This window comes from Pseudonocardia tropica (genome assembly GCF_040105315.1).
GTDB lineage: Bacteria > Actinomycetota > Actinomycetes > Mycobacteriales > Pseudonocardiaceae > Pseudonocardia > Pseudonocardia alni.
In genome coordinates this window covers 215,392-237,563 of the sequence record NZ_JBEDNP010000001.1, presented here as the reverse complement: position 1 = coordinate 237,563, position 22,172 = coordinate 215,392, and the positions used below count along the sequence as shown (strand labels likewise).

Sequence of the window (22,172 nt, the reverse complement as noted above, 5' to 3'; positions counted from 1 at the left end):
TGGGTCGCGGTTCTCGTCAGGCGGACGGGATCTGGAACATCTTCTGCAGGGCGGTCGCGAAGCCGACGTCGCCGGAGACCTTGAGCCTGCGCGTCATGAACAGGGTCACCGGGTTGGCGTTGTTCGTGGCGACCTTGAGGAACTCGGTGCCCGGCATGGTCAGCGCGGTGCGGGCGTCCTCGTCGGTGTCCTCGGTGACGGTGCAGGTCCCGTTCTGCATCACGGTCTGGAAGCTGTCGGTCGTCGAGCCGTCCTTGATGTGCCAGTGGACGACCTGCCGGTTCCCGGAGGCACCCTTCGACGAGTAGAACTCGCTCATCCGGCCGAAGATCGCCTCCAGCACCGGCCGGCGGACCTCGGAGGACATCACGGTCGCCAGCTGCTGCTTCGACGCGGTCTTGACCAGGCGGGCGAACAGCGACGGGTCGACGTCCTTCGCGTTCCCGTCACGCAGGGCCGTGCCGAGGGTGGAGATCAGCTGCTCGTCGGACAGGGACTTCGGGTCGACGCTGCGACCCAGCTCGTTGATGTCGACCGTGTCGGCCATCGCTCGCTCCACCTCGCCGTGGTTCACACAAGTGTCCGGTACTCGCCGTACCGGCTCGGACGGGGCGTACTTTACGCAGCAGTAGCTAAGCTGTCGAGATGGCACCCCCACCCCGCCGCAGGCTCCCTCCCGCGCAGCGCGAGAAGCAGGTCCTCGACGCGGCGGTGCGCGTGTTCTCCCGGGACGGGTTCCACGACGCGTCGATGGACACCGTCGCCGACGAGGCGGGGCTGTCGAAGCCGATGGTCTACACGCACGGCGGGGGCTCGAAGGAGGAGCTGCTGCGGCGGTGCATCCGCCGCGAGTCCGACCGGCTGCTGGAGTCGGTCTCCGGCGCCGCCGCCGGGGCACCGGCCGACGCCGAGGTGCGCCTGCACCGCGGACTCCGGGCGTTCTTCGCCAGCGTGACCACCCACCGCGACGGCTGGTCGGTGCTCTACCGCCAGGCCCGCACCGGGGCACTCGCGGACGAGGTGCACGCGGCGCGCACCCGCATCGTCGACCGGGTGGCACAGCTGCTGGCCGCCGAGCTGGTCGTCCCCGAGGGGGTCGACCCCGCGACGGTCACCACCCCGATCGCGGCGGCGCTGGCGGGTGCGGCCGAGGGGCTGGCCGACTGGGCCGGCGACGGCGGGGACCCCGACGACCTCGCCTCGACGCTGATGGCGCTGGTGTGGCCGGGGCTGGCCCTGCTGCGCTCGTAGTTCCTTCCGCCGGGAAATCGATCGTCGTGAAATTGATCACCGGGTCACGATCATCACCACAAGAGAGGGAAATCGGACCGTAACCCCGCCGTGTCCGCGCGCAACGGCATTCGCGCGCGTTATTCGCAGAGCAGATGCGAGTCGGATGTCACTCGAAGGGGTGATATCGCGGATCCAGTGTTCCAGCAGCTCAGAGGCAAGATCGCTTACTGTCCGGCAGAGCCGGATCGCTACGTGTGACACATCGTCAACGGTTCACCGAGACGGGTGTCGATGACGTCACCCGGTGTCGGCGCGCATTACGGGAGAACGCCGGTTACCTTTTTCGCAGTACGTCCCCCGAATTCCGGGGCGTGCAGCCGACAGCAGTGAACACATGAAGGGAACGCATTCCATGCGTCAGTCCGTGCGTACTCTGGCCGCCGCCGCCATCGCCGTCCCGATGACCCTCGGTGCGGCCGGGATGGCCTTCGCCGACGACACCGTCGAGCAGGGCCAGGCTTCCGAGGCCACCGCATCGTCCGAGCAGGGTGCCGCCACCGAGCAGGGCAACAGCTCGTTCGCCCCCGTCACCCAGGCGAACCCGGCGCTGAACGTGAGCGACGTCCTCGGCCTGAGCGACTTCGCCAACGAGGACTACGACGGCGGTGAGGGGTCCGGACAGCAGATCGTCCAGGACAACTCGATCGACTCCTCGAACGAGCAGGGCAACACGGCCTCCACCGAGCAGGCCCAGAAGACCGTCGTCGAGCAGATCGCCGGCCTCGCGGGCTGATCCGCCGCCGTCCCCGGCCGCCGGGGCACAACCCACCGCTCCGGCGCCGACCGCCCGTGCCGACCCCTACGACCGGGTCGGCCGGGACCCTTCCCCGAGAGGATCGTCCCCCATGCGCAAGTCCTTCCGCATCGCCGCCGCCGCGGCGCTCGCCGTCCCCATGACCATCGGTGCAGCCGGCATGGCCTTCGCCGACCACGAGCGCGGCGACCGCAGCGAGACCAGCACCCAGGAGACCACGGGTTCGGCCACCGGCACCCAGTCGTCGGAGAGCACCCAGGGCAACGCCAACGGCGCCCCGGTGACCCAGGCGAACCCGGCGGCGAACGTCGACGGCATCGCCTCGCTGAGCGACTTCGCGAACGAGGACGTCCGCGGCGGCTCCGGCCAGGAGATCGTGCAGGACAACTCGATCGACTCGTCGAACGAGCAGGGCAACAAGGCCTCCTCCGAGCAGGCCCAGAAGACCGTCCTGGACCAGGTCGCCGACCAGTCCTGAGACACCCGAGGTCCGGGGGCACAGCCCGGCTTCTCCGGCGAACGGGCCGGTCCGCAGACGGCGGGCCGGCTCGTTCGTGTGTCCGGGCCGCGGCTGCCGGCCGGGTGGTGGCGCTCAGCCCTCCGTCGCCGGACGGGTGACCAGGCGCCGGGTGCGGTCCGGCAGCCGGTCGACGATGCGGCCGATCCGCTCGGTGGTGCCCTGCAGCGGCGCGAGCGCGTCCGCCAGCACCCCGATCTGCCGGTCGAGCGCGTCGATCCGGGCCGCGACCGACCGCAGGTCCGGGGCGACGGCGGTCAGCTGGCTCGCGGCCTGCGCGAGGTTGACGTCCAGCGCGGCCAGCCGCGGGGTCCCCTCCGCGTCGGCGTCCGCGACGGCCGCGGCGATCCGCCGGACGGCGCCCTGGTCGCCGGTGGCGGCGGCCAGCGTCGCAAGGTCCTCCCGCACGGTGGCGAGCACCCGCAGCGGCTCCACCGCGCCCCCGAGGGCGGCGAGGTCGCCGGGGGTGCGGGCCAGCTCCTCCAGCGGTCCGACCGCCTCGGCGAGCCGCGCGAGGTCGGCCCGGGTCGCAGCCAGCTCGTGCACCGCGGGCACGGCACCGGTCAGGCTCTCCAGGTGCTCGCGGGCCGAGGCCAGCTCCCGCAGCGGCTCGACGGCGCCGGCGAGCTGCGCCAGGTCGGCGCGGGTGGCGGCGAGCTCCTGGAGCGGGGCGACGGCGTCGGCGAGGCGCTGCAGCGAGGTGACCGCCCCGGCCAGCGCGGCCAGGTCGCCCGCCGCGGGGGCCAGCTCGCGCAGCGGCGCCGCGGCACCGGCCAGCTCGTGCAGGTCGTCCCGGACCGCGGCCAGCTCGGACAAGGGACCGACGGCCGCGCCGAGCTCCCGCAGCGACTCCACCGCGCCCGCCAGCTCCGACAGCGGACCGACGGCGGTGCTGAGCTCGCGCAGCGGCTCGACGGCCGTGCCCAGCTCGCGCAGCGGCTCGACCGCCGTGCCCAGCTCGGTCAGCGGACCGACGGCGGTGGCGAGCTCCCGCAGCGCCTCGACCGCGCCGGCGAGTTCCGACAACGGACCGACGGCCGCGGCCAGCTCCCGCAGCGCCTCGACGGCCCCCGCCAGGTCCTGCAGCGAGGCCACCGCCCCGCTCAGCTCCCGCAGCGGCCCGACCGCGGCGGCGAGCTCGTGCAGGTCGCCCCGCACCGCGGCCAGCTCCCGCAGGTCCTCCCGCATCCCCGCCAGCTCGTGCAGGTCCCCGCGCACCGCAGCCAGCTCGTGCAGGTCCTCGCGCACGCCGGCCAGCTGGTGCAGGTCCTCGCGCAGCCCGGCGAGCTGGTGCAGGTCGTCGCGGGCACCGGCCAGCTCGCGCAGTGGTCCGGCGGCCCCGGCCAGCTCGACCACGGCCGCGGTCAGACGGTCGATCCGCTCGACGGTCACCGGGTCGTCCCACAGCGTCACGACCCGGCCGAGCACGTCGTCGAGCACCGGGGCGAGGCCGGTCAGGGCGGCGTCGACACCGGCGATGCGCCGCGGCAGCGCGGCGACGTCGGCCGCGACCGACGGCATCGCCTCGACCGCGCGCGGCGCCTCGGCCAGCCAGCCGGGCAGCCGGCGGCCGATCTCCACAGCCGCGCCGACCGTGCCGAGGGCGGCGCCGATCAGGGTCCCGGTGACGCCCGCGGGCGACCAGGAGCTCGGGAGGGGCTGCTTCGCCATCGGTCTCCTCCGGGGCTCACGGGAACGTGCTCGGGTCAGCTTCGCAGATCCGGCGGCCCGGTGTACCGCTCGGTAGCTCCCTCAGTACGACGCGTCGTCCACCCGGGCCGCGGCGTCGGCTCCGGCGTCGCGGGCCGCGGCGTCGTCGAGGATCGTGGCCGTACCGCTGGTGCCGAAGCGGGTGACGCCCGCGGCGTGGAAGGCCAGCACGGTGTCGAGGTCCCGGACCCCGCCGGAGGCCTTGACCTGGACCTGCGGTCCGACGGTGGCGCGCATGAGCGCGAGGTGCTCGGGCGTGGCACCGCCGCCGGCGAAGCCGGTGGAGGTCTTCACGAACGCCGCGCCCGCCGACTCGGCGGCCCGGCAGCCGGCGACCACGTCGTCGTCGGACAGCAGTGCGGTCTCCAGGATCACCTTCACGACGCGGCCGTCGGCGGCCCCGACGACGGCGGCGATGTCGGCCTCGACGTCGTCGGTCAGGCCGCTCCGCAGCCGGCCGACGTTCAGCACCATGTCCAGCTCGGCGGCGCCGTCGGCGATCGCCTGCCGCGCCTCGGCGGCCTTGGCCGCGGTGCTGGTCGTGCCGTGCGGGAAGCCGATCACGGTGCCGACGGCGACGCCGGTCCCCGCGAGCCGGGCGGCGGCGTGCGCGACGTCGGACGGGCGTACGCACACGCTGAAGATGCGGTAGCGGGCGGCGAGGTCGAGCTGCGCGTCGACCTCGGTGCGGGTCAGCTCGGGCTTGAGGATCGCGTGGTCGATCATCCCGGCGATCGCGGCGGCGGAGAGGGTCGTAGCGCTCACGGTGGTCCTTCGGGTCCCGGCGGGAGGATCGCCCCCGCGGGTGGTCGGCGGTCGGGTGCGAAGGCTACGCGCCCGGGGGCCGCCGATCAGCACATGCGGTGACGGCCACCCGCTGCAATGCTGCTCGGACGTGCCGGAGATCCCGGTGGCCGAAGGGGGTTCCCGACCATGGCGGACGACGACCGCTCCGTGCCGGATGCCGCGCAGGCCGCCGCTCCCGGGCCGACGCTGCGCTTCGAGCAGTCCAGCCACCCGGCGGGCGCCACCGTGCTGCACGCGATCGGCGCCATCGACGACGACACCTCCCCCGACCTGTGGGTCGAGATGGGCATCTGGTCCGAGGCCGGTCCCGAGCTCATCCTCGACCTGACCGGCGTGGACTTCCTGGGGACGGCGGGGCTGAACTCGCTGCTCCAGTCGCGCGACATGCTGGGCGCCGAGGGCAAACGTCTCCGGGTGTACTGCGGGTCGAGCCGTCCCGCCCGACGCGCACTCCAGGTGACCGGCGCGATGGACCTGTTCGACGTCGTCGACCGGATCCCCGAGGAGCCGGCCTCGTCGCGGAACATGCTGTTCGGCGTACCGGACCCGGACGTCCGCCTGGACGGTCAGCGCCGCTCGAACGACGGGTAGCCCGCGGCGGCCTCGTCGTCGCAGGCCCGCAGTACGCCCGCGACCCCGCCGGGCACCGCATGGGGCGCGACCGGCTCCGCCGGGCACGACAGCGCCTCGATCGTCGACAGGCCGTCGGCGTCCAGGGCGCCGATCGCCCGGTCGACCCACTCGACCTGCCCCTGCAGGCAGGCCGCGTCGTTGCCGTACCCGAGGGTCGGCGCCAGCGGCGCGAACAGGTTCGGGAAGCCGGGGTGCGCCATCCCGAACAGGCCCGGCCCGGTGCCGAGCAGCCGCCCGTCGCGGCCGACGACGTCGATCCCGGCCCGGGTCGCACCCGTGTCGAACCCGGTGGCCAGCACGATCGCGTCCAGCCCGACGACGGTCCCGTCGGCCAGCCCGACCCCCTCCGGCCGGATCCGCGTGACCGGGTTCCGGGCGACGGGGAGCACCTCGACGTCGTCGCGGTGGAAGCTCTCCAGCCAACCCTGGTCGGTCGCGACGGGCCGCAGGCCGTAGTCGTCGCCCTCCGGGACCAGCGCCGCCGCGAGGCGGTCGTCGCCCAGCCGCGCCCGCATCCGGTCCCGGACGACGGCGGCCGCCGCGGCCCGCAGTGCCGGGTCGGACGCGAGCCCGGCGAGCCGGGCCGGGTGCAGCGCCAGCGGGTCCTCGTCGTGGACCGTCCCCAGACTGTGGAGTCCTCTGTGGACAGACGGGTGTCCGGTGCCGGACGGTGTGGACCGGACCGCCTCGCGCATCGCGGGCAACCGGTCGCGGTAGGCCGCGCGCTCCGGCCAGCCGAACATCGGGTTGGCCGCGGGCAGCACGAACCGCGGGGTGCGGGCCAGGACGGTGAGCCGGCCGACCCGCCCGGCCAGGGCCGGGACCAGCTGGACCGCGCTCGGCCCGCAGCCGACGACGCCGACCCGCAGCCCGTCGAGCTCGGGTCCCCCGGCGGGCCACGCTCCGGTGTGGACGACCGGCCCGGTGAAGTCCCCCCGGCCGGGGACGGCGTCGGTGCGGGGCGCGGTGAACGCCCCCGTGCAGCGGACCAGGAACCGGGCCGACAGCTCGTCGTCGCCGGTGCGGACCCGCCAGCGGCCGCCGTCCCAGCGGGCGGCGGTGACCGATTTGGACAGTCGCAGGTCGCGGTGCAGGTCGAGCCGGTCGGCGACGAACCGCAGCCAGCGCAGCACCTCGTAGCCGGCCGGGAAGCGCTCGCTCCAGCCCCAGTCTCGGTACAGCTCGTCGGAGAACAGGTACTGGTACGCGGCACCCTCGGTGTCGATACGGGCACCCGGGAACCGCTGGTGGTGCCACACCCCGCCGAGTTCGGGCGCGGCGTCGACACAGGTCACCCGCAGACCGCGCCGGCGCAGCAGGTGCAGCGCGTACAGCCCCGCGACCCCCGCCCCGACGACCACGACGTCGTGCTCGTCCTCCACCGGCCCAGCGTGGCCGATCCGGGACGTCGCCGGACCGACCTGTCTCAGATCGACACGCGGCGCCCGGTGGGCGAGGCTGTACCTGTGGTTTCCGGCGGGACTCGGTAGCGCCCGTGGACGCGGTCCTGCTCGGGGTCGGCGGTCTCGTGCTGCTGCTCGTCGGCGCCGAGCTGCTGGTGCGGTCCGGCAGCAGGCTCGCCACCCGGCTGGGTCTGTCCCCGATGGTCATCGGGCTGACCGTCGTCTCGGTCGGCACGAGCCTGCCCGAGCTGGCGATCGGCATCGACGCGGCACGCTCGGGCAGCCCGGGCATCGCCACCGGCAACATCGTCGGCACCAACCTGGCGAACCTGCTGCTCGTGCTCGGTCTGGGCGCGCTGCTGCGGCCGGTCGCGTTCGACCGGCGCACGCTGCGCTACGACCTGCCCGCGATGGTCGCCGCCGCGCTGCTGCTGTTCGCCCTGTCGCGCGACGGGTCGATCGGCCCGGCGGGCGGGGTCCTGCTGCTGCTCGCCGCCGTCGGCTACGTCGTGCTGGTGCTGCGCACCTCCCCGCGCGAGGAGGTCACCGCCGAGGCCGACGCCGGCGACGGGCGCGGCGGCCCGCCGGCGCAGCTGCTGGTGCTGGTGGTGTCGCTGGCGCTGGTCGTGCTCGGCGCGGAGTGGCTGGTCGACGGCGCGGTGCAGGGGGCGCTGGTGCTCGGCGTGGACGAGGCGGTGATCGGGCTGACGGTCGTCGCGCTCGGCACGTCGGCGCCGGAGCTGGTGACGATGCTGGTCGCGGTCGCGCGGCGGGAGACCGGGCTCGCCGTCGGGAACCTGGTCGGGTCCAGCGTCCTGAACATCGCGCTCGTGCTGGGGGCGACGGTGCTCGCCGCACCCGGCGCGACGATCGCGGTCCCGCCGGACGTCGTCGACGCCGACCTGGTGCTGCTGGTCGTCGCGACCCTGGGGACGGGCCTGGCGATGCGGACCGGATCCCGCCTGTCGCGGCCCGAGGGCGGGCTGCTGGTGCTGGGCTACGCGGCCTATCTGACCTGGTTGGTCCTCACGCGGGTGTGAGCGGGTGTCGCACACTGGGCGCATGACCGCTTCCGACGACGCATGGTCCTGGCCCGACGCGACGACCGCGGCGCACGACCTCGCCGCGCACCTGGAGGACGCCGCCCGCGCCCTGCGCGACGGCCGCGCGGAGGTCCGCCGGTCCGCGACCGGCACGGCCTCCGACGGTCACCGGCAGCTGGAGGTCGACCTGACCTGGCGCGAGGACGCGTCCTAGGGGGTCAGCGCGCGGCGAGCTCGGCCCACACCCGCTTGCCGCGGCCCCGGGGGTCACAGCCCCAGGCCTGCGCGACGGCGTCGACGAGCTGCAGGCCGCGCCCACGCGCCGCCCGCAGGTCGAGCGGCTGGAGCAGCGGGCCACCCGCACCCTCGTCGTCGACCTCGATCCGAAGGGCGTCCCGGCCCCGGACCAGGGTCAGGCGGAACGCGGTACGGGCGTGGTCGACGACGTTCGCGACGAGCTCCTCGATGACCAGCATCGCGTCGGCGAGGGTGCCGGGGGCGAGGTCCCAGCCGACGAGGACGCGTTCCGCGGAACGCCGCGTCTCCCGGCCGACCCCGGCGTGCGGGACGTGCTCGGTGACGACCCGGTCGACGTCGCCGGTGCCGGGCTCCTCGACCTGCACGACGACCACCCCGGCGTCGTCGCTGAGGTGACCGCCGCAGTGCGCGAGGGCGGCGTCGGTGAGGGCGCGCGCGATCGTGTCGGCGTCGGCGCCCGGGTCGAGCGAGGCCAGCGTGCGCCGGGCGCCCTCCTCCCCCAGCTGCTCCCAGTGCCCGCGCACGTGCGCCTCGGTGATGCCGTCGGTGTAGAGCACCAGGCTGTCGCCCGCGGCGAGGGTGACGGCCTCGTCGGCCACCATCGGGGTGGTGCCGATGCCGAGGACCAGCCCGCCGCCGCCGTGGAACTCCGCGGTGCCGTCGGCGCGTCGCACGAGGGCGGGCGGGTGACCGGCCGAGGCGAGGTCGGCGTGCCAGGTGTCGGAGGGGCCGCGGCGCAGCGACGCGAGCGCGGCGGTGACGAAACTGGTGCGGCCGTCGAACCAGACGTGCAGGACGTCGTTGACGGTGCGCAGCACGGCGGCCGGGTCGTTCTCGAAGTGCGCGGCGGTGCGGGTGGCCGAGCGGGCCAGCGCGGTCGTCCGGGCGGCGCCGGCGCCCTTGCCCTGGACGTCGCCGATCACCACGGCGACGCCGTCCGGGGTGGGGACGGCGTCGTAGAAGTCGCCCATGACCTCCACGCCGGAGCCGCCGGGCAGGAAGCGGGCCGCGATGTCGACCCCGGGCAGCCGCGGGGGCTGCGCGGGCAGCAGCGACTCCTGCAGCGTCCGGGCCAGCGTCTCGATCTCGGCGGCGTCGCGGGCGGCGGCGACCGCCTGCCGCTCGGTCTCGCGCAGGGCCAGACGCAGCGCGATCTCGCCCTCGACGGCGTCGGCCAGGGTGCGGATCGTCTCGCGGTGCAGCGGGGTCCAGTCACGGACGACCACGTCCATCGCGCAGAGGTTGCCCACGACCTGGCCCGCGGGGTCGCGCACCGGCACGCCGAGCCAGGCGGCCGCACCGAAGTCGGTCATCAGCGAGAGGTCGCGCAGCCGTGGGTCGGCCCGCACGTCACCGGCACAGATCTCGCCGCCCGACTCGATGACGACCTTGCACCCGCTGTCCTCGACGGGCGCCGACCAGACGCCGTCCGGCCCGACGATCCGCGCGGGCTCGGGCGTGCCCTTGAGGAAGGTCCGGACCTCGTCGACGACGGTCAGCATGACCGCCGGGGTGCCGAGGACCACCGAGACCAGCCGGGTCAGGCGGTTGAACGCCTCGTCCGGCCCGGTGTCGAGCAGCTGGGTGGCCCGGACCGCGGCCAGCCGTGCCGGTGACGTCAGCGGCGACGGTGCCGCGACCGCAACGGGATCCGACACCAGGCTCATTCGCATGATCCTTGCACCGCTGCGTGCCGGCGTCCTGTCGGTGTGCCTCGGAGGCCGTGTGATCGTCAATTGTGACGATGCGGTTCAGCCCGCCGATCCGGTGTGGAGACGGGCGGCACACCGGATCAGGTGGTCCCGTTCGGCCGTGGAGGACGCCAGTGCCGCGGCCTCGGCGTAGAGACGCGCGGCCGTGGCCCGCTCCCCCGCCCGCTCGTGCAGGTGGGCGCTGACCGCGGTCCAGCGGGGCAGCGCCGGGTCGAGATCGGCGAGGGCCGCCAGCCCGGCCCGCGGCCCGTCGGCCTCCCCGACGGCGACGGCCCGGTTCAGCCGGGCGACCGGGCTGCCGGTGAGCCGGACCAGCTCGTCGTACCACTCGACGATCTGGGGCCAGTCGGTCTCCCCGGCGGCGGGCGCGTCGGCGTGCAGGGCGGCGACGGCCGCCTGGGCCTGGAACTCCCCCAGCCGGTCGCGGGCCAGCGCGGCCTGCAGCACCGCCACCCCCTCGGTGATCAGCGCGGTGTCCCAGCGGCCGCGGTCCTGCTCGGCCAGCGGCACCAGCTCGCCGGCCGGGCCGGTCCGGGCGGCGCGGCGGGCGTGGTGCAGCAGCATCAGCGCGAGCAGGCCCGCGACCTCGGGATGGTCGACCGACGCCGCGAGGCGACGGGTCAGCCGGATCGCCTCGGCGGCGAGGTCGACGTCGCCGGAGTAGCCCTCGTTGAACACCAGGTAGAGCACCCGCAGGACGGTCGCGACGTCGCCGGGGCGGTCGAACCGCTCCCCCGCGACGGTGCGTTTGGCGCGGCTGATCCGCTGCGCCATCGTCGCCTCGGGCACCAGGTAGGCCGCGGCGATCTGGCGGGTGGTGAGCCCGCCGACGGCGCGCAGGGTGAGCGCGACCGCCGACGACGGCGACAGCGACGGGTGCGCGCACAGGAAGTACAGCTCGAGCGCGTCGTCGTGGTCCGGCGCCGGGCCGGGCGCCGGCTCGGCCTCGGCCCGTTCCTCCCGGCCACGACGCGCGCTCTCCGACCGGGTGGCGTCGAGGAATCGGCGCCAGGCCACCGTCACGAGCCAGCCCTTCGGGTCCCGCGGCGGGTCGGCGGGCCAGGTCCGCAGGGCCTCGACCAGCGCGTCCTGCACGGCGTCCTCGGCCGCCGCGAAGCCCGCCCCGCGACGGCCGAGGATCCCCAGCACCTCCGGTACGAGACCGCGCAGCAGCGCGGCGTCGGCACCGGTCATCTCGCTGCTCACTCCGTGACGGTCGGCGGGGCCTCGAGGAACGGACGCAGCTCGATCCACTCGTGGATCGGCTCCCCGCCGGCGCCGGGCGCCGCCGACAGCGCACCGGTCAGCTCGACGGCCCGCTCGTAGCTGTCGACGTCGATGATCATCCAGCCGGCGACGAGGTCCTTGGTCTCCGCGAACGGACCGTCGGTGACCGGCGGGCGGCCCTCGCCGTCGTAGCGGACGAAGGTGCCCTCCGGCGCCAGCGCCTGGGCGTCGACGAACTCGCCGGTCTCCTTCAGGGACTCGGCGAAGTCCTGCATGAAGCGGATGTGTGCGGTGACCTCCTCGGGAGCCCAGCGGTCCATCGGCACGTCGTTCTTCGGGGCCGGGGCGCCGCGGTAGTGCTTGAGCAGCAGGTACTTGGCCATGGTGGGTCTCCTCGGTGCTCGTCGCGGCCCATCCTGGCCGCGTTCACCCCGGGGACGGAACCGGACGCGCGTTCTCGACACGTCCGCTCGATTTTTCTTCTACCCGTCAGTAGGTTCCGCGCATGATCAGAGCGACGTCCGTCCGCACCGTGTCCGCGACACCTGAGGCGGTGTGGTCGGTGCTGTCCGACCACGAGGGCATGTCGGCGTGGGCGCCGGGCCTGAAGGTGGCGGTGACGCGGGCCGGGACGCCGGAGCCCAACGGTGTCGGCACCGTCCGCAAGGTCGGCATCGGCTCGCCCGGTCCGATCGTCGAGGAGGTCACCGCGTTCGAGCCGGGGCGACGCCTCGGCTACCGGGCGCTGGCCGGTGTGCCGTTGAAGAACTACCGCGGCGAGGTCACGCTGCGCCCGGTCGGCACCGGTACCGAGATCACCTACGTGGTCGAGGCGGACAAGCGGCTGCCGGCGGGCGAGGCGCTGCTCGCGAAGGGGCTGTCGACGGTGCTGCTGTCCGGCCTGGTCCGCGGGGTCGGCGCCGGTCCGCGCTGACCGGCCCTCCCCTCGGGTCACGTCTCGTCCGGCCGCGGGCCGACCGGCTCGCCGTGCCGGTGCCAGGCGGCGGATGACGCCGAGCGCATCTGGCGCGTCTCGCGGGAGCTCACGGGAGTCTCGTTTCGACGCCGCTGCCATCGTCGCGACTTCCGGTGACCACGGTGCGAACCGGCCGAGATGATGGTGCGGTGAACGGATCCGGGCAGCGCGTTGTCGTCGTGGCCGGTGCGGGGACCGTCGGGACGGCGCCTGGTTCACCCGGCGGGCGGGCGCTCGCGCATCGGAGGCTGGGGCGGCCCGTGGAGCGCCGCGCGCGGACCTGCTCGATGTGACTAACAGCCGTCGACCCCGCCCGGCGTGTTCGTGCACCGCGCCCAGTACTGCTCCTGCGCAGCCGCTTCGCCCGCATCGATCTCCGCGTCCTGCTCCGGGGAGCAGCCGTAGCCGATGCACTCGCCATCGAGCCGGGTCTGCTCGGCGAATGCCCGCTGTGCCGCCTCCTTCGCTGCGGTGATCGCCGGGCAGTCCTTGTTCACGATGATCCCGTCGATGACGCGGGCATCCGCGGACGGCTCGCACGTGTACCGGGGCTGCGCAGCAGCTGCCGATCGGACTGCGAGAGCGTCGTCTACGGCGGCCCGAGCTGCGCCGACAGCATCGACTGCAGCTGGAGCCGCGGGAAACCTCATCGCCGGGGCGACGACACCGGACGGGATCATCAGCGACTGGTCGCTCGTCGGGGCGGACCCGGCCTCGGCAGCGTAGATCGTCCGCCGGCCAGGACTGTCAGAAGGACGACAAGCGCACCGGTGAAGGTCCGGACGATGCTGTTCATGTCGTGTCCTCGAGGCTGCGTACGGGCGGTCACCCGGTGAGTCGCGGCGCCGATGGGACTGTTAGCCACCGCCGAGTGGGCTCAACACTTCTGGTGACGCCCACGCCCCGCACTGCTCGGACGGAGCACCGACGGGAGACCTCCCGGCACCGCGCGATGCGATCGCGAGCACCAGCGGGCTGATCCGGCGACTCGATCAGGCCATCGACACCCTCCGAGACTGCGACAGGCGGTAGCAGTGCCCGACATCCACCTGGTCCTCGTCGTGGTCGACGTGCAGAACGGCTTCGTCACCGAGCACTCCCGGCACGTCGTGCCGATCATCGAGAAGCTCGCACGCGAGTGGATCGAGGCCGGCCGCGACGTCGTGTTCACCCGCTACCTCAACTACGACGACAGCCCGTTCGAGCGGATCATGGGCTGGTCGAAGCTCAAGGACTCCCCCGAGATCGACATCGTCGACGAGCTGGAGGAGCTGAGCCGCAAGGCGACGGCCGTCGTCGACAAGAAGGTCTACACCCTGTTCGACGACGAGGGCGCCGCCCTGGTCGCCGAGCACGGCTGGACGGACATGTTCGTCTGCGGGATCGACACCGAGGTCTGCGTGCTCAAGACGGCAGTGGACGCCTTCGAGCACGACATCCGGGCATGTCTGCTCACCGATGCTTCGGCCAGCCATTCCGGACTTGCCCCGCACCAAGCCGGGGTGCTCGTGGCACAGAAGATGATCGGGCGGCAACAGACGATCTCGGTCAGTTCGGCTGCGTCCACAGCCAGCCCCGCGGCCCGGTAGCACTCCTAGGAAGGTATCGACCGGACCTAGAACCTACTTAGACTCCCTCTAACCACCTAAGATCGGTGGCTAGAGGGAGTTTTAGTCGATGTAGCCCGATTGGAGGTACCTGAGACACCTTAAGTCGGTTAAAGTTTCTTACATCCGGTTGAACCACCTGATGAACCGAGATACGGAGCTAACAGTGTCTACAGACCACATCCCGAACCAGAACGACGAGCTTGTCATGGTTCCGGTGCCGCGCCACCTACTGATGCGGGTCTACGCCTTCATCGCCGAGAACTCCCACCCGGGGGTCGACCACGAGCGAAGCGGCGAGCCCCCGAGCAATGACGAGCGTCTGCCGCGGGTGTCGGGCTTCGACTGGACGGTTGACGACTTCCTGAACCTGCGCCGCGACAACCGGCCCAGCTCCGGGCGCATCGTGAAGGTCCTCGACGTGCTCAGCGCCGCCCCGGACTCGGAGTTCTCGACCACTCGGCTCGCCGAGGCGGCCGGCCTGACGAAGGGTGAACTGAGCGGGGGGTTCTCCGGCTTCTCGCGGGTCTGTAAGAACCTGCGCCCCGGCGTCGCCCTCGACTGGCCCATCCAGTGGAACTACGGGCCGTCGAGCACGGGGGGACAGAGCGGCGAGACCTACTACTGGTTGCCCGCCGCGCTGGGAGAGCGCTGGAAGGAATCCGGTAGCTGAAGTGGGATGGCGTGTCGACCCGCTCGGGTCGACACGCCACTCTCCGGCTACGTCGGGCGCTGCATCCGGCTGCCGAGGATCTCGGCGGCGCGCTTGTCGCCCTCGCCCACCCAAGCGGCGTAGACCCGGAGCGTCGTCGCGCCACCGCCTCCGTGCCCGAGCCGTCCGGCCACCGCCCGCAGGTCGACCCCGGCGCTGAGCAGCTCCGTCGCCGAGTAGTGCCGAAGCGCGTGGAGATGGCTCTCGATCCCGAGCCGCGCACACATCCTCCCGTACCGGTGCGAGATCCCGCTCGGATCACAGGGCCGGTCGCTGGTCGGCGAGTACGAGAACAGGTACGCCGACGCTGCGGGCGGAACCCCGATCGACCGGCAGCGCTCCTCGAACCGCGCCCAGTGGTCCCGCAGCACCTCCACCGTCGCCTCGTCGACGGCGATCCGCCGGGACCGGTGGGTCTTGGTGTCCTTCTCGATGTTCTTCCCCGTCACCCGCACGTGGTTGCGCCGGATGATGAGCGTCCCGCTGTCCAGGTCCGCGTCCGTCCAGCGCAGGGCGAGCAGCTCGGCCCGCCGTAGCCCGGTCACCATCGCGACCCAGACCAGCGTCCCCCAGGCGAAGTCCTCTTCCCACGCGGCGGCGACGAGGGCGGCGGCCTCCGCCGTGGTCGGCGGATCCGGGTCGGGGGCCGGCGCCCGCGGGATCTTCGCCAGCTCGGCCGGGTTCGAACTGATCCATCCCCACCGCTCGGCAGCGGTCAGGGCGGCTCGGATGATGAAGTGGATCTTCCGGACCGTCGCGGCGGCCAACGGCGTGCAGACGTGCTGCCTGCACTCGACCACGGTGCAGCCCTTCTCCACGCAGTCGTGCGGCGGGTAGCCACCGGCCGGCGGTCGGCCGGGCGGACGCTTGTGCCGGACCTCGCGGCATTCGTGCGAGCGGCCCTCGACCCGGTGCTCGACGAACGGCCGGCCGTCGCAGCGCTCCGAGCAGCGCCGCAGCTCGGCGTAGAACCGCTCCAGCGCGAACGTCGCGAGCTTGCCGAGCGGCTGATCCCCGACGACCGGGTAGATGTGCTTCGTCGCGTACCCGAGGTAGGTCGCCCGGGTCGTCTCCTCCAGCTCGTGCGTGTCGAGCCACGCCTCGATGGTCGTGCGCAGGGTGGCGCGCGTCGTCGTGTGCCGTTGCGCGGCGACCTGGGCGACGAACTTCTTAAGGATCCGCTTGGCCTCGGCCTCCGTCGTGGCCGACTCCCGCAGGTAGAGCTGCTTACCGGTGACGGGGTCGATGCCCGCGTAGAGGATCGCCTGGAACAAGTGCCCGCGTCGGCGGATCATCCCCTCGCCACGCGACCTGCAGCGCTTCTGAGCCACGCATCGACGGTGTCATTGCCACTGTCATTGCCAGCGCTGAGGTCAGCGGGCGGTCAGACCAGCGTTCCCGCTGGTCAAAGCTGTGGAGACAAGGGGAATCGAACCCCTAACCCCCGCCTTGCAAAGGCGGTGCTCTGCCAATTGAGCTATGTCCCCTGGTGGGTCCCGATCACGGTACCCCGGGAGGCGGGGTCAGCGGGTGGTGGCCTCGTGCCACAGGTCGTCGGACCCGACGCCGCGGAAGCGGGACCAGCCGAAGTACGCGGCACCGGCGGCGACGGCCAGCACGAACAGCTTCTTCATCGGAGGTCTCCTCGCGAGTGACTGTCGGAGGGGGAAGGTGTGGGCCTAGCTGGATTTGAACCAGCGACCTCATCGTTATCAGCGATGCGCTCTAACCAACTGAGCTATAGGCCCGTGCAACAGGAGAAACACTACCGCACGGGGTCGAGCGGGTTACGAGGGGGTCCCTCTCCGCCCGGCCCCGTGCGGGTGCGCGACGACGCTCCGGTCAGTCCCGCTCGGAGAGCGTGACCTCGATGCCGCCGACCAGGTCGGCGGCCACGTTGTAGACGAACGCGACCACGGTGATGGCCACCGCGAACAGCAGGCTGTTCACCGCGCCGACGACGGCGGCGAGCCCGAAGACCCGGCCGACGCTGATCAGCGAGCCCCCGGTCTCCTGCTGCGAGGTGACCAGGTCGGCGTAGGTGCCGTTGAGCCGGTCCCAGACGCCCATCCCGCCGAGCACGCCGTAGAGGACGCCCGCGGCGACCATCCACACCAGCCACAGCACGACGGCCAGCGCCAGGGCCATCTTCAGCACCGACCACGGGTCCAGCCGCTTGAGCTGCAGCAGCGCCTGGCGCGGGGGCCGGTTGCGGACCGACGCCCGCGGCGTGTCCGCCGGGGCCGTGCCGTTCTCGCGTTGCTCCGGATCGCGGACGGCGGTCGTCGCGCCGCCGGCCGCACCCGCGCCGGGCGCGGTCATGAACGCGGTCGGGGCCTCGCTCAGCAGCGAGTCCGCGACCGAGCCGCCGTCGCGGTCGTCGTGGGTGTCGGGTACCCGGCGCCACGGGGGCGGCGAGGCCGCGGCCGGGTCGGCCGCGGGCTCGGCGTCGTCACGCGGGCCGGGGACGTGGTCGGCCGGGGCCGCCGCCGTCGTCGACGGTTCGTGGTCGGCGTCGGTGGCGACGGTGCGGGCCTCGTCCTGCGACGGGGTGCGGTCGTCGGTGCTCACGAGTGGGAGCTCTCCTCGCTGGTCGTCGCTCGGTACTGCCCCGGTCCCACGGCGTGTGCCGGGTGGCCGGCCCTGCGGACCGGCCACCCGACGTGCGCTACGCCTGCTGGCCCGGGTCCTCCTCGGTCTCCTCCGCGTTGCGGGCGACCGCCAGCAGCGTGGAGCTCTCGCCCAGGTTCATCAGGCGGACTCCCTTCGTCTGCCGGCCGGCCTTCCGCACCTCGCGGGCGGAGGTCCGGATGACCCCGCCGGTGGAGGTGATCGCGTACAGCTCGTCGTCGATACCGACGATGAGCGCACCGACCAGCGTGCCACGCCGACGGTCGTACTGGAGGGTCAACACTCCCTTCCCGCCACGGCCCTGAACGGGGTAGTCCTCGATCGGGGTGCGCTTCGCGTAGCCACCGGTGGTGGCGACGAGCAGGTAGGTGTCGGAGCGGATCACGCCGAGGGCCAGCAGCTTGTCGCCCTCGTTGAACCGCATCCCGAGCACGCCGGAGGTGGCACGGCCCATCGGGCGCAGCGCGTCGTCGGACGCGGTGAACCGGATGGACTGGCCCTCGGCGGACACGAGGAGCAGATCGTCATCACCCGAACAGAGGACGGCGCCGACCAGCTCGTCGTCGTCGCGCAGGTTGATGCCGATCAGGCCGCCGGCCCGGTTGGAGTCGAAGTCGGTCAGGCGCGACTTCTTCACCAGGCCGTTGCGGGTGGCCAGGACCAGGTACGGCCGAGCCGAGTAGTCCTTGATCTGCATGACCTGGGCGATCTCCTCCTCCGGCTGCAGGGCCAGGAGGTTCGCCAGGTGCTGGCCGCGCGCGGTGCGGTTCGCCTCGGGCAACTCGTAGGCCTTGAGCCGGTAGACCCGCCCGCGGTTGGTGAAGAACAGCATCCAGTCGTGCGTGGAGCACACGAAGAAGTGGTTGACGATGTCGTCCTGCTTCAGCTGCGCCCCCTGCACGCCCTTCCCGCCGCGCTTCTGGGCGCGGTACAGGTCGGTCTTCGTGCGCTTGGCGTAGCCGGTGCGGGTGATCGTGACGACGACGTCCTCGACCGCGATCAGGTCCTCGTCGGTGACGTCGCCGTCGTAGCCGACGATCCGGGTACGACGGTCGTCGCCGTGGGCCTCGACCAGCCCGGCGAGCTCGTCGCGGACGATCTGCCGCTGGCGCTCCGGACGGGCCAGGATGTCCTGGTAGTCCGCGATCTCGCGCTCGATCTCGGCCAGCTCGTCGATGATCTTCTGGCGCTCCAGCGCGGCGAGGCGCCGCAGCTGCATGTCCAGGATCGCCTGGGCCTGGATGTCGTCGACGTCGAGCAGGTCGATCAGGCCGGCCCGGGCGACATCGACCGTGGCCGACGCCCGGATCAGGGCGATGACCTCGTCGAGCGTGTCCAGCGCCTTGACCAGACCGCGCAGGATGTGGGCCCGCTCCTCGGCCTTGCGGAGCCGGTAACGGGTCCGCCGGACGATGACCTCGATCTGGTGCCGCACGTAGTGCCGCACGATCTGGTCGAGGCGCAGCGTGCGCGGAACGCCGTCGACGATCGACAGCATGTTCGCGCCGAAGCTGTGCTGCAGCTGCGTGTGCTTGTAGAGGTTGTTCAGCACGACCTTGGCGACCGCGTCGCGCTTGAGCGTGACGACGATCCGCATGCCGATGCGGTCCGAGGACTCGTCGACGATCTCGGAGATCCCGGCGATCCTGCCGTCGCGGACCATGCCCGCGATCGACTCGATGAGGTTGTCCGGGTTGACCATGTAGGGCAGCTCGGTGACCACCAGGGTGGTGCGGCCCTTGGCGTCCTCCTCGACCTCGACGACGGCCCGCATCCGGATCGAGCCGCGCCCGGTCCGGTAGGCGGACTCGATGCCGTCGCGCCCGACGATGAGGCCGTGGGTCGGGAAGTCCGGCCCCTTGATGCGCTCCATGAGCGCTTCGAGCAGCTCGTCGTCGGTGGCGTCGGGGTTCTCCAGGCACCAGGCGACGCCGGCGCCGACCTCGCGCAGGTTGTGCGGCGGGATGTTCGTCGCCATGCCGACCGCGATGCCGGAACTGCCGTTGATGAGCAGGTTCGGCACCCGCGACGGCAGGACGACCGGTTCCTGGGTCTTGCCGTCGTAGTTGTCCAGGAAGTCGACGGTCTCCTCGTCGATGTCCTGGAGCATCGCCATCGCCAGCGGCGAGAGCCGGCACTCCGTGTACCGCATGGCCGCGGCCGGGTCGTTGCCGCGCGAGCCGAAGTTGCCCTGCCCCTGGATCAGCGGGTAGCGCATCGACCAGGGCTGGGCCAGCCGCACGAGGGCGTCGTAGATCGCCGAGTCGCCGTGCGGGTGGTAGTTGCCCATGACGTCGCCGACGACGCGGGCGCACTTGACCGGGGCGCGGTCGGGCCGGAAGCCGTTCTCCCCCATCGAGTAGAGGACGCGGCGGTGGACCGGCTTGAGACCGTCCTCCACCAGCGGCAGCGCCCGCCCGACGATCACGCTCATCGCGTAGTCGATGTACGAGCGCTGCATCTCCTGCTGGATGTCGACCGGTTCGACCCGGCCCCCACCCTCTCCGCCGCCTGCCGCGGGGGCGGCGGGGTCGATCGTGTCCGTCACGAAGTCTCCTCGTGCGTGGTCATACGTTCGTCTGGATCAGATGTGTGGATCAGACGTCCAGGAAGCGCACGTCCTTGGCGTTGCGGGTGATGAAGGACCGGCGGGACTCGACGTCCTCACCCATCAGCACCGAGAACAGCTCGTCGGCGGTGGCGGCGTCGTCCAGGCTCACCTGCAGCAGCAGCCGGTTCGTCGGGTCCATCGTGGTCTCCCACAGCTCCTTGGCGTCCATCTCGCCGAGACCCTTGTAGCGCTGCACGCCCTGGTCCTTGGGGAGCTTCTTGCCCGCGGCACGGCCGGCCTCGATCAGCCCGTCGCGCTCGCGGTCGGAGTAGGCGTACTCCGGCTCGGCCCCGCGACCGGACCACTTGAGCTTGTACAACGGCGGCTGCGCCAGGAACACGTGCCCGTTCTCGATCAGCGGGCGCATGAAGCGGAACAGCAGCGTGAGCAGCAGCGTCCGGATGTGCTGGCCGTCGACGTCGGCGTCGGCCATCAGCACCAGCTTGTGGTACCGCAGCTTGGCCAGGTCGAAGTCGTCGTGGATGCCGGTGCCCATCGCGGTGATGATCGACTGGACCTCGGTGTTCTTGAGGACGCGGTCGATCCGGGCCTTCTCGACGTTGATGATCTTGCCGCGGATCGGCAGGATCGCCTGGTGCATCGAGTCGCGGCCGGCCTTCGCCGAGCCGCCCGCGGAGTCACCCTCGACGATGTAGAGCTCGCAGCTCTCCGGGTCGCGCGAGCGGCAGTCCGACAGCTTGCCGGGCAGGCCGCCGATGTCGCCGGCGCTCTTGCGGCGCACGAGCTCACGGGCGCGGCGCGCGGCCAGGCGGGCCTGGGCCGAGGACACCGCCTTGGTGACGATCGTCTTCGCCTCGGTGGGGTTGCGCTCGAACCAGTCGGCGAGCCACTCGTTCGACACGCGCTGGACGAACGACTTGACCTCGGTGTTGCCGAGCTTGGTCTTGGTCTGGCCCTCGAACTGCGGCTCGGAGACCTTGACCGAGACGATCGCGGCGAGGCCCTCGCGGATGTCGTCGCCGGACAGCGCCGGGTCCTTCTCCTTGATGAGCTTCTTGTCGCGCGCGTACTTGTTGACCGTCGCGGTCAGCGCGTGGCGGAAGCCCTCCTCGTGGGTGCCGCCCTCGTGCGTGTTGATCGTGTTCGCGAAGGTGTAGACCGACTCGGAGTAGCCCGAGTTCCACTGCATCGCGACCTCGACCTGGTGGCCGGGGCCCTCGCCGGTGTAGCTGACGATCTTGCGGTGGATCGGGTCCTTGGACTTGTTCAGGTGCGCGACGAAGTCCTCCAGCCCGTTCGGGTAGTGGAAGACGTACTCCTTGGGCTTGGCGACGTAGCCCTCGGCGTCCGGCTCGGAGTCCGCGTCGATCTCGGGCACCGGGACCTCGATCGGGTTCCCGTCCTCGTCGACCGCGTCCGACGACGGCACCCCCGCCGGCTTCTCCGGCCGCCGCTCGTCGCGCAGGACCATGGTGAGGCCCTTGTTCAGGAACGTCTGCTCCTGCAGCCGGCGACGGATCGTCTCCAGCGTGTAGCTGGTCGTCTCGAAGATCTTCGGGTCGGCCCAGTAGGTGATCGTGGTGCCGGTGTCGGCCTTCTTCGTGGTGCCGGCCTCGACGAGCTCGCCGGGCACGGCGTACTCGTAGTGCTGGCGCCAGATCTGGCCGTCGCGGCGGACCTCGACGTCGAGCGCGGTGGACAGCGCGTTCACGACCGAGACGCCGACGCCGTGCAGACCACCGGACACGGCGTAGGACTTGTCGTCGAACTTGCCGCCGGCGTGCAGGCTGGTGAGGACGACCTCGAGGGTCGGCTTCTTCTCCACCGGGTGCATCTCGACCGGGATGCCGCGACCGTCGTCCTCGACGCGGATGCCGCCGTCGGACTGCAGGGTCACGACGACCTTCGTGGCGTGACCGGCCATCGCCTCGTCGACCGAGTTGTCCACCACCTCCCAGATCAGGTGGTGCAGGCCCCGCTCACCGGTCGAGCCGATGTACATGCCGGGCCGCTTGCGGACCGCCTCCAGGCCCTTGAGGACCGTGATGGACGACGCGCCGTAGGCGTTGTTCGCTGCCTTGTCGGAAGCCACGGGTAGCTGCTTCTCCTCGCCACGTGAACCGCCCGCGCGACGCGCGCACCACCGGTGCGACGACGACGGAGCGGTTCCACCGACCGGGCGCTCTGGTCATGTCTTGGGGAGCCACCCGGGAAACACCTGTCGATCCTACCCGTCGGGACCGACGGAAAGGTGGGAAGGACCCACCCAGAAGCGCCACAGACGGGCGAACGGCGTCCGGTGCGGGATCGGACGTGC

At 72.3% G+C, this 22,172-nt stretch carries 22 protein-coding genes and 2 tRNA genes; 9 read left to right on the top strand and 15 right to left on the bottom strand.

The annotated features are described in order from the left end of the window. Positions 1-16 precede the first annotated feature (16 nt). Positions 17-547 carry an SCP2 sterol-binding domain-containing protein gene (locus WHI96_RS01140; protein ID WP_345647926.1) on the bottom strand — a complete coding sequence of 177 codons (531 nt, stop codon included), beginning with the start codon at positions 545-547 and terminating at the stop codon, positions 17-19. A gap of 98 nt (positions 548-645) precedes the next feature. Here WHI96_RS01140 and WHI96_RS01135 point away from each other — a divergent pair, with 98 nt between their 5' ends. The 3 genes from WHI96_RS01135 to WHI96_RS01125 all read left to right on the top strand — a co-directional run bounded on the left by WHI96_RS01135 (position 646) and on the right by WHI96_RS01125 (position 2,525). Further along, on the top strand, positions 646-1,251 hold the full coding sequence (locus WHI96_RS01135) for a TetR/AcrR family transcriptional regulator (protein WP_345647924.1): 606 nt from the start codon (positions 646-648) through the stop codon (positions 1,249-1,251). Positions 1,252-1,645: 394 nt separating this feature from the next. Continuing rightward, a complete protein-coding gene (locus tag WHI96_RS01130) occupies positions 1,646-2,026 on the top strand; it encodes a hypothetical protein (RefSeq protein WP_345647921.1) in 381 nt (126 codons plus the stop codon). A 112-nt stretch (positions 2,027-2,138) separates the two neighbouring features. After that, positions 2,139-2,525 carry a hypothetical protein gene (locus tag WHI96_RS01125; RefSeq protein WP_345647918.1) on the top strand — a complete coding sequence of 129 codons (387 nt, stop codon included), beginning with the start codon at positions 2,139-2,141 and terminating at the stop codon, positions 2,523-2,525. Between the two features lie 114 nt (positions 2,526-2,639). Here the strand turns inward: WHI96_RS01125 and WHI96_RS01120 are convergent, their stop codons facing one another. After that, positions 2,640-4,235: a hypothetical protein gene (locus WHI96_RS01120; RefSeq protein WP_345647915.1), complete on the bottom strand. Its 1,596-nt coding sequence runs from the start codon at positions 4,233-4,235 to the stop codon at positions 2,640-2,642. 81 nt (positions 4,236-4,316) lie between these two features. Next, the gene (gene deoC / locus WHI96_RS01115; protein ID WP_345647912.1) at positions 4,317-5,039 is read right to left on the bottom strand and encodes a deoxyribose-phosphate aldolase; all 723 of its coding nucleotides are present in this window, start codon (positions 5,037-5,039) and stop codon (positions 4,317-4,319) included. Positions 5,040-5,207: 168 nt separating this feature from the next. On the opposite strand from deoC, the gene WHI96_RS01110 reads away from it, so the two are divergent. Further along, the gene (locus WHI96_RS01110; protein ID WP_208820428.1) at positions 5,208-5,672 is read left to right on the top strand and encodes an STAS domain-containing protein; all 465 of its coding nucleotides are present in this window, start codon (positions 5,208-5,210) and stop codon (positions 5,670-5,672) included. Here WHI96_RS01110 and WHI96_RS01105 read toward each other — a convergent pair. Further along, a complete protein-coding gene (locus WHI96_RS01105) occupies positions 5,648-7,096 on the bottom strand; it encodes a flavin-containing monooxygenase (RefSeq protein ID WP_345647906.1) in 1,449 nt (482 codons plus the stop codon). The genes WHI96_RS01110 and WHI96_RS01105 overlap by 25 nt on opposite strands. Before the next feature lie 113 nt (positions 7,097-7,209). Between WHI96_RS01105 and WHI96_RS01100 the strand changes: the two genes are divergently transcribed. Together WHI96_RS01100 and WHI96_RS01095 are read left to right on the top strand one after the other, a co-directional pair. Further along, positions 7,210-8,157, top strand: coding sequence for a calcium/sodium antiporter (locus WHI96_RS01100; protein WP_345647903.1), 948 nt, complete (start codon positions 7,210-7,212; stop codon positions 8,155-8,157). A gap of 22 nt (positions 8,158-8,179) precedes the next feature. Continuing rightward, positions 8,180-8,374, top strand: a complete 195-nt coding sequence (locus tag WHI96_RS01095; RefSeq protein ID WP_073573721.1) for a hypothetical protein — start codon at positions 8,180-8,182, stop codon at positions 8,372-8,374. Between the two features lie 4 nt (positions 8,375-8,378). Here WHI96_RS01095 and WHI96_RS01090 read toward each other — a convergent pair whose 3' ends face one another. From WHI96_RS01090 to WHI96_RS01080, 3 genes are all read right to left on the bottom strand, one after another. Beyond that, the gene (locus WHI96_RS01090) at positions 8,379-10,085 is read right to left on the bottom strand and encodes an ATP-binding SpoIIE family protein phosphatase (RefSeq protein ID WP_345647899.1); all 1,707 of its coding nucleotides are present in this window, start codon (positions 10,083-10,085) and stop codon (positions 8,379-8,381) included. Between the two features lie 84 nt (positions 10,086-10,169). Next, complete coding sequence (locus WHI96_RS01085; protein WP_345648554.1) at positions 10,170-11,324, bottom strand: RNA polymerase sigma factor; 1,155 nt, start codon at positions 11,322-11,324, stop codon at positions 10,170-10,172. A gap of 8 nt (positions 11,325-11,332) precedes the next feature. After that, positions 11,333-11,740, bottom strand: a complete 408-nt coding sequence (locus WHI96_RS01080; protein ID WP_345647896.1) for a YciI family protein — start codon at positions 11,738-11,740, stop codon at positions 11,333-11,335. A 122-nt stretch (positions 11,741-11,862) separates the two neighbouring features. Between WHI96_RS01080 and WHI96_RS01075 the strand changes: the two genes are divergently transcribed. Beyond that, positions 11,863-12,291, top strand: coding sequence for an SRPBCC family protein (locus tag WHI96_RS01075; protein ID WP_345647894.1), 429 nt, complete (start codon positions 11,863-11,865; stop codon positions 12,289-12,291). 335 nt (positions 12,292-12,626) lie between these two features. On the opposite strand, the gene WHI96_RS01070 is transcribed toward WHI96_RS01075, so the two are convergent. After that, complete coding sequence (locus WHI96_RS01070) at positions 12,627-12,830, bottom strand: hypothetical protein (RefSeq protein WP_345647891.1); 204 nt, start codon at positions 12,828-12,830, stop codon at positions 12,627-12,629. A gap of 537 nt (positions 12,831-13,367) precedes the next feature. Here WHI96_RS01070 and WHI96_RS01065 point away from each other — a divergent pair. Further along, on the top strand, positions 13,368-13,922 hold the full coding sequence (locus WHI96_RS01065; protein WP_345647888.1) for a cysteine hydrolase family protein: 555 nt from the start codon (positions 13,368-13,370) through the stop codon (positions 13,920-13,922). A 184-nt stretch (positions 13,923-14,106) separates the two neighbouring features. Next, positions 14,107-14,613: a hypothetical protein gene (locus WHI96_RS01060; protein ID WP_349302335.1), complete on the top strand. Its 507-nt coding sequence runs from the start codon at positions 14,107-14,109 to the stop codon at positions 14,611-14,613. Between the two features lie 47 nt (positions 14,614-14,660). Here WHI96_RS01060 and WHI96_RS01055 read toward each other — a convergent pair whose 3' ends face one another. The 7 genes from WHI96_RS01055 to gyrB all read right to left on the bottom strand — a co-directional run bounded on the left by WHI96_RS01055 (position 14,661) and on the right by gyrB (position 21,947). Then, the gene (locus tag WHI96_RS01055; RefSeq protein ID WP_345647882.1) at positions 14,661-15,947 is read right to left on the bottom strand and encodes a site-specific integrase; all 1,287 of its coding nucleotides are present in this window, start codon (positions 15,945-15,947) and stop codon (positions 14,661-14,663) included. Positions 15,948-16,066: 119 nt separating this feature from the next. After that, positions 16,067-16,139 (bottom strand) — tRNA-Ala (locus WHI96_RS01050). 36 nt (positions 16,140-16,175) lie between these two features. Then, positions 16,176-16,286 carry a DLW-39 family protein gene (locus tag WHI96_RS01045; protein ID WP_208820446.1) on the bottom strand — a complete coding sequence of 37 codons (111 nt, stop codon included), beginning with the start codon at positions 16,284-16,286 and terminating at the stop codon, positions 16,176-16,178. 40 nt (positions 16,287-16,326) lie between these two features. Beyond that, positions 16,327-16,400: transfer RNA gene (locus tag WHI96_RS01040), tRNA-Ile, on the bottom strand. 94 nt (positions 16,401-16,494) lie between these two features. After that, positions 16,495-17,223: a DUF3566 domain-containing protein gene (locus WHI96_RS01035; RefSeq protein WP_345647879.1), complete on the bottom strand. Its 729-nt coding sequence runs from the start codon at positions 17,221-17,223 to the stop codon at positions 16,495-16,497. 97 nt (positions 17,224-17,320) lie between these two features. After that, positions 17,321-19,831: a DNA gyrase subunit A gene (gene gyrA / locus WHI96_RS01030; RefSeq protein WP_345647876.1), complete on the bottom strand. Its 2,511-nt coding sequence runs from the start codon at positions 19,829-19,831 to the stop codon at positions 17,321-17,323. Between the two features lie 49 nt (positions 19,832-19,880). After that, complete coding sequence (gyrB, locus tag WHI96_RS01025) at positions 19,881-21,947, bottom strand: DNA topoisomerase (ATP-hydrolyzing) subunit B (RefSeq protein ID WP_345647873.1); 2,067 nt, start codon at positions 21,945-21,947, stop codon at positions 19,881-19,883. Positions 21,948-22,172: the final 225 nt, after the last annotated feature.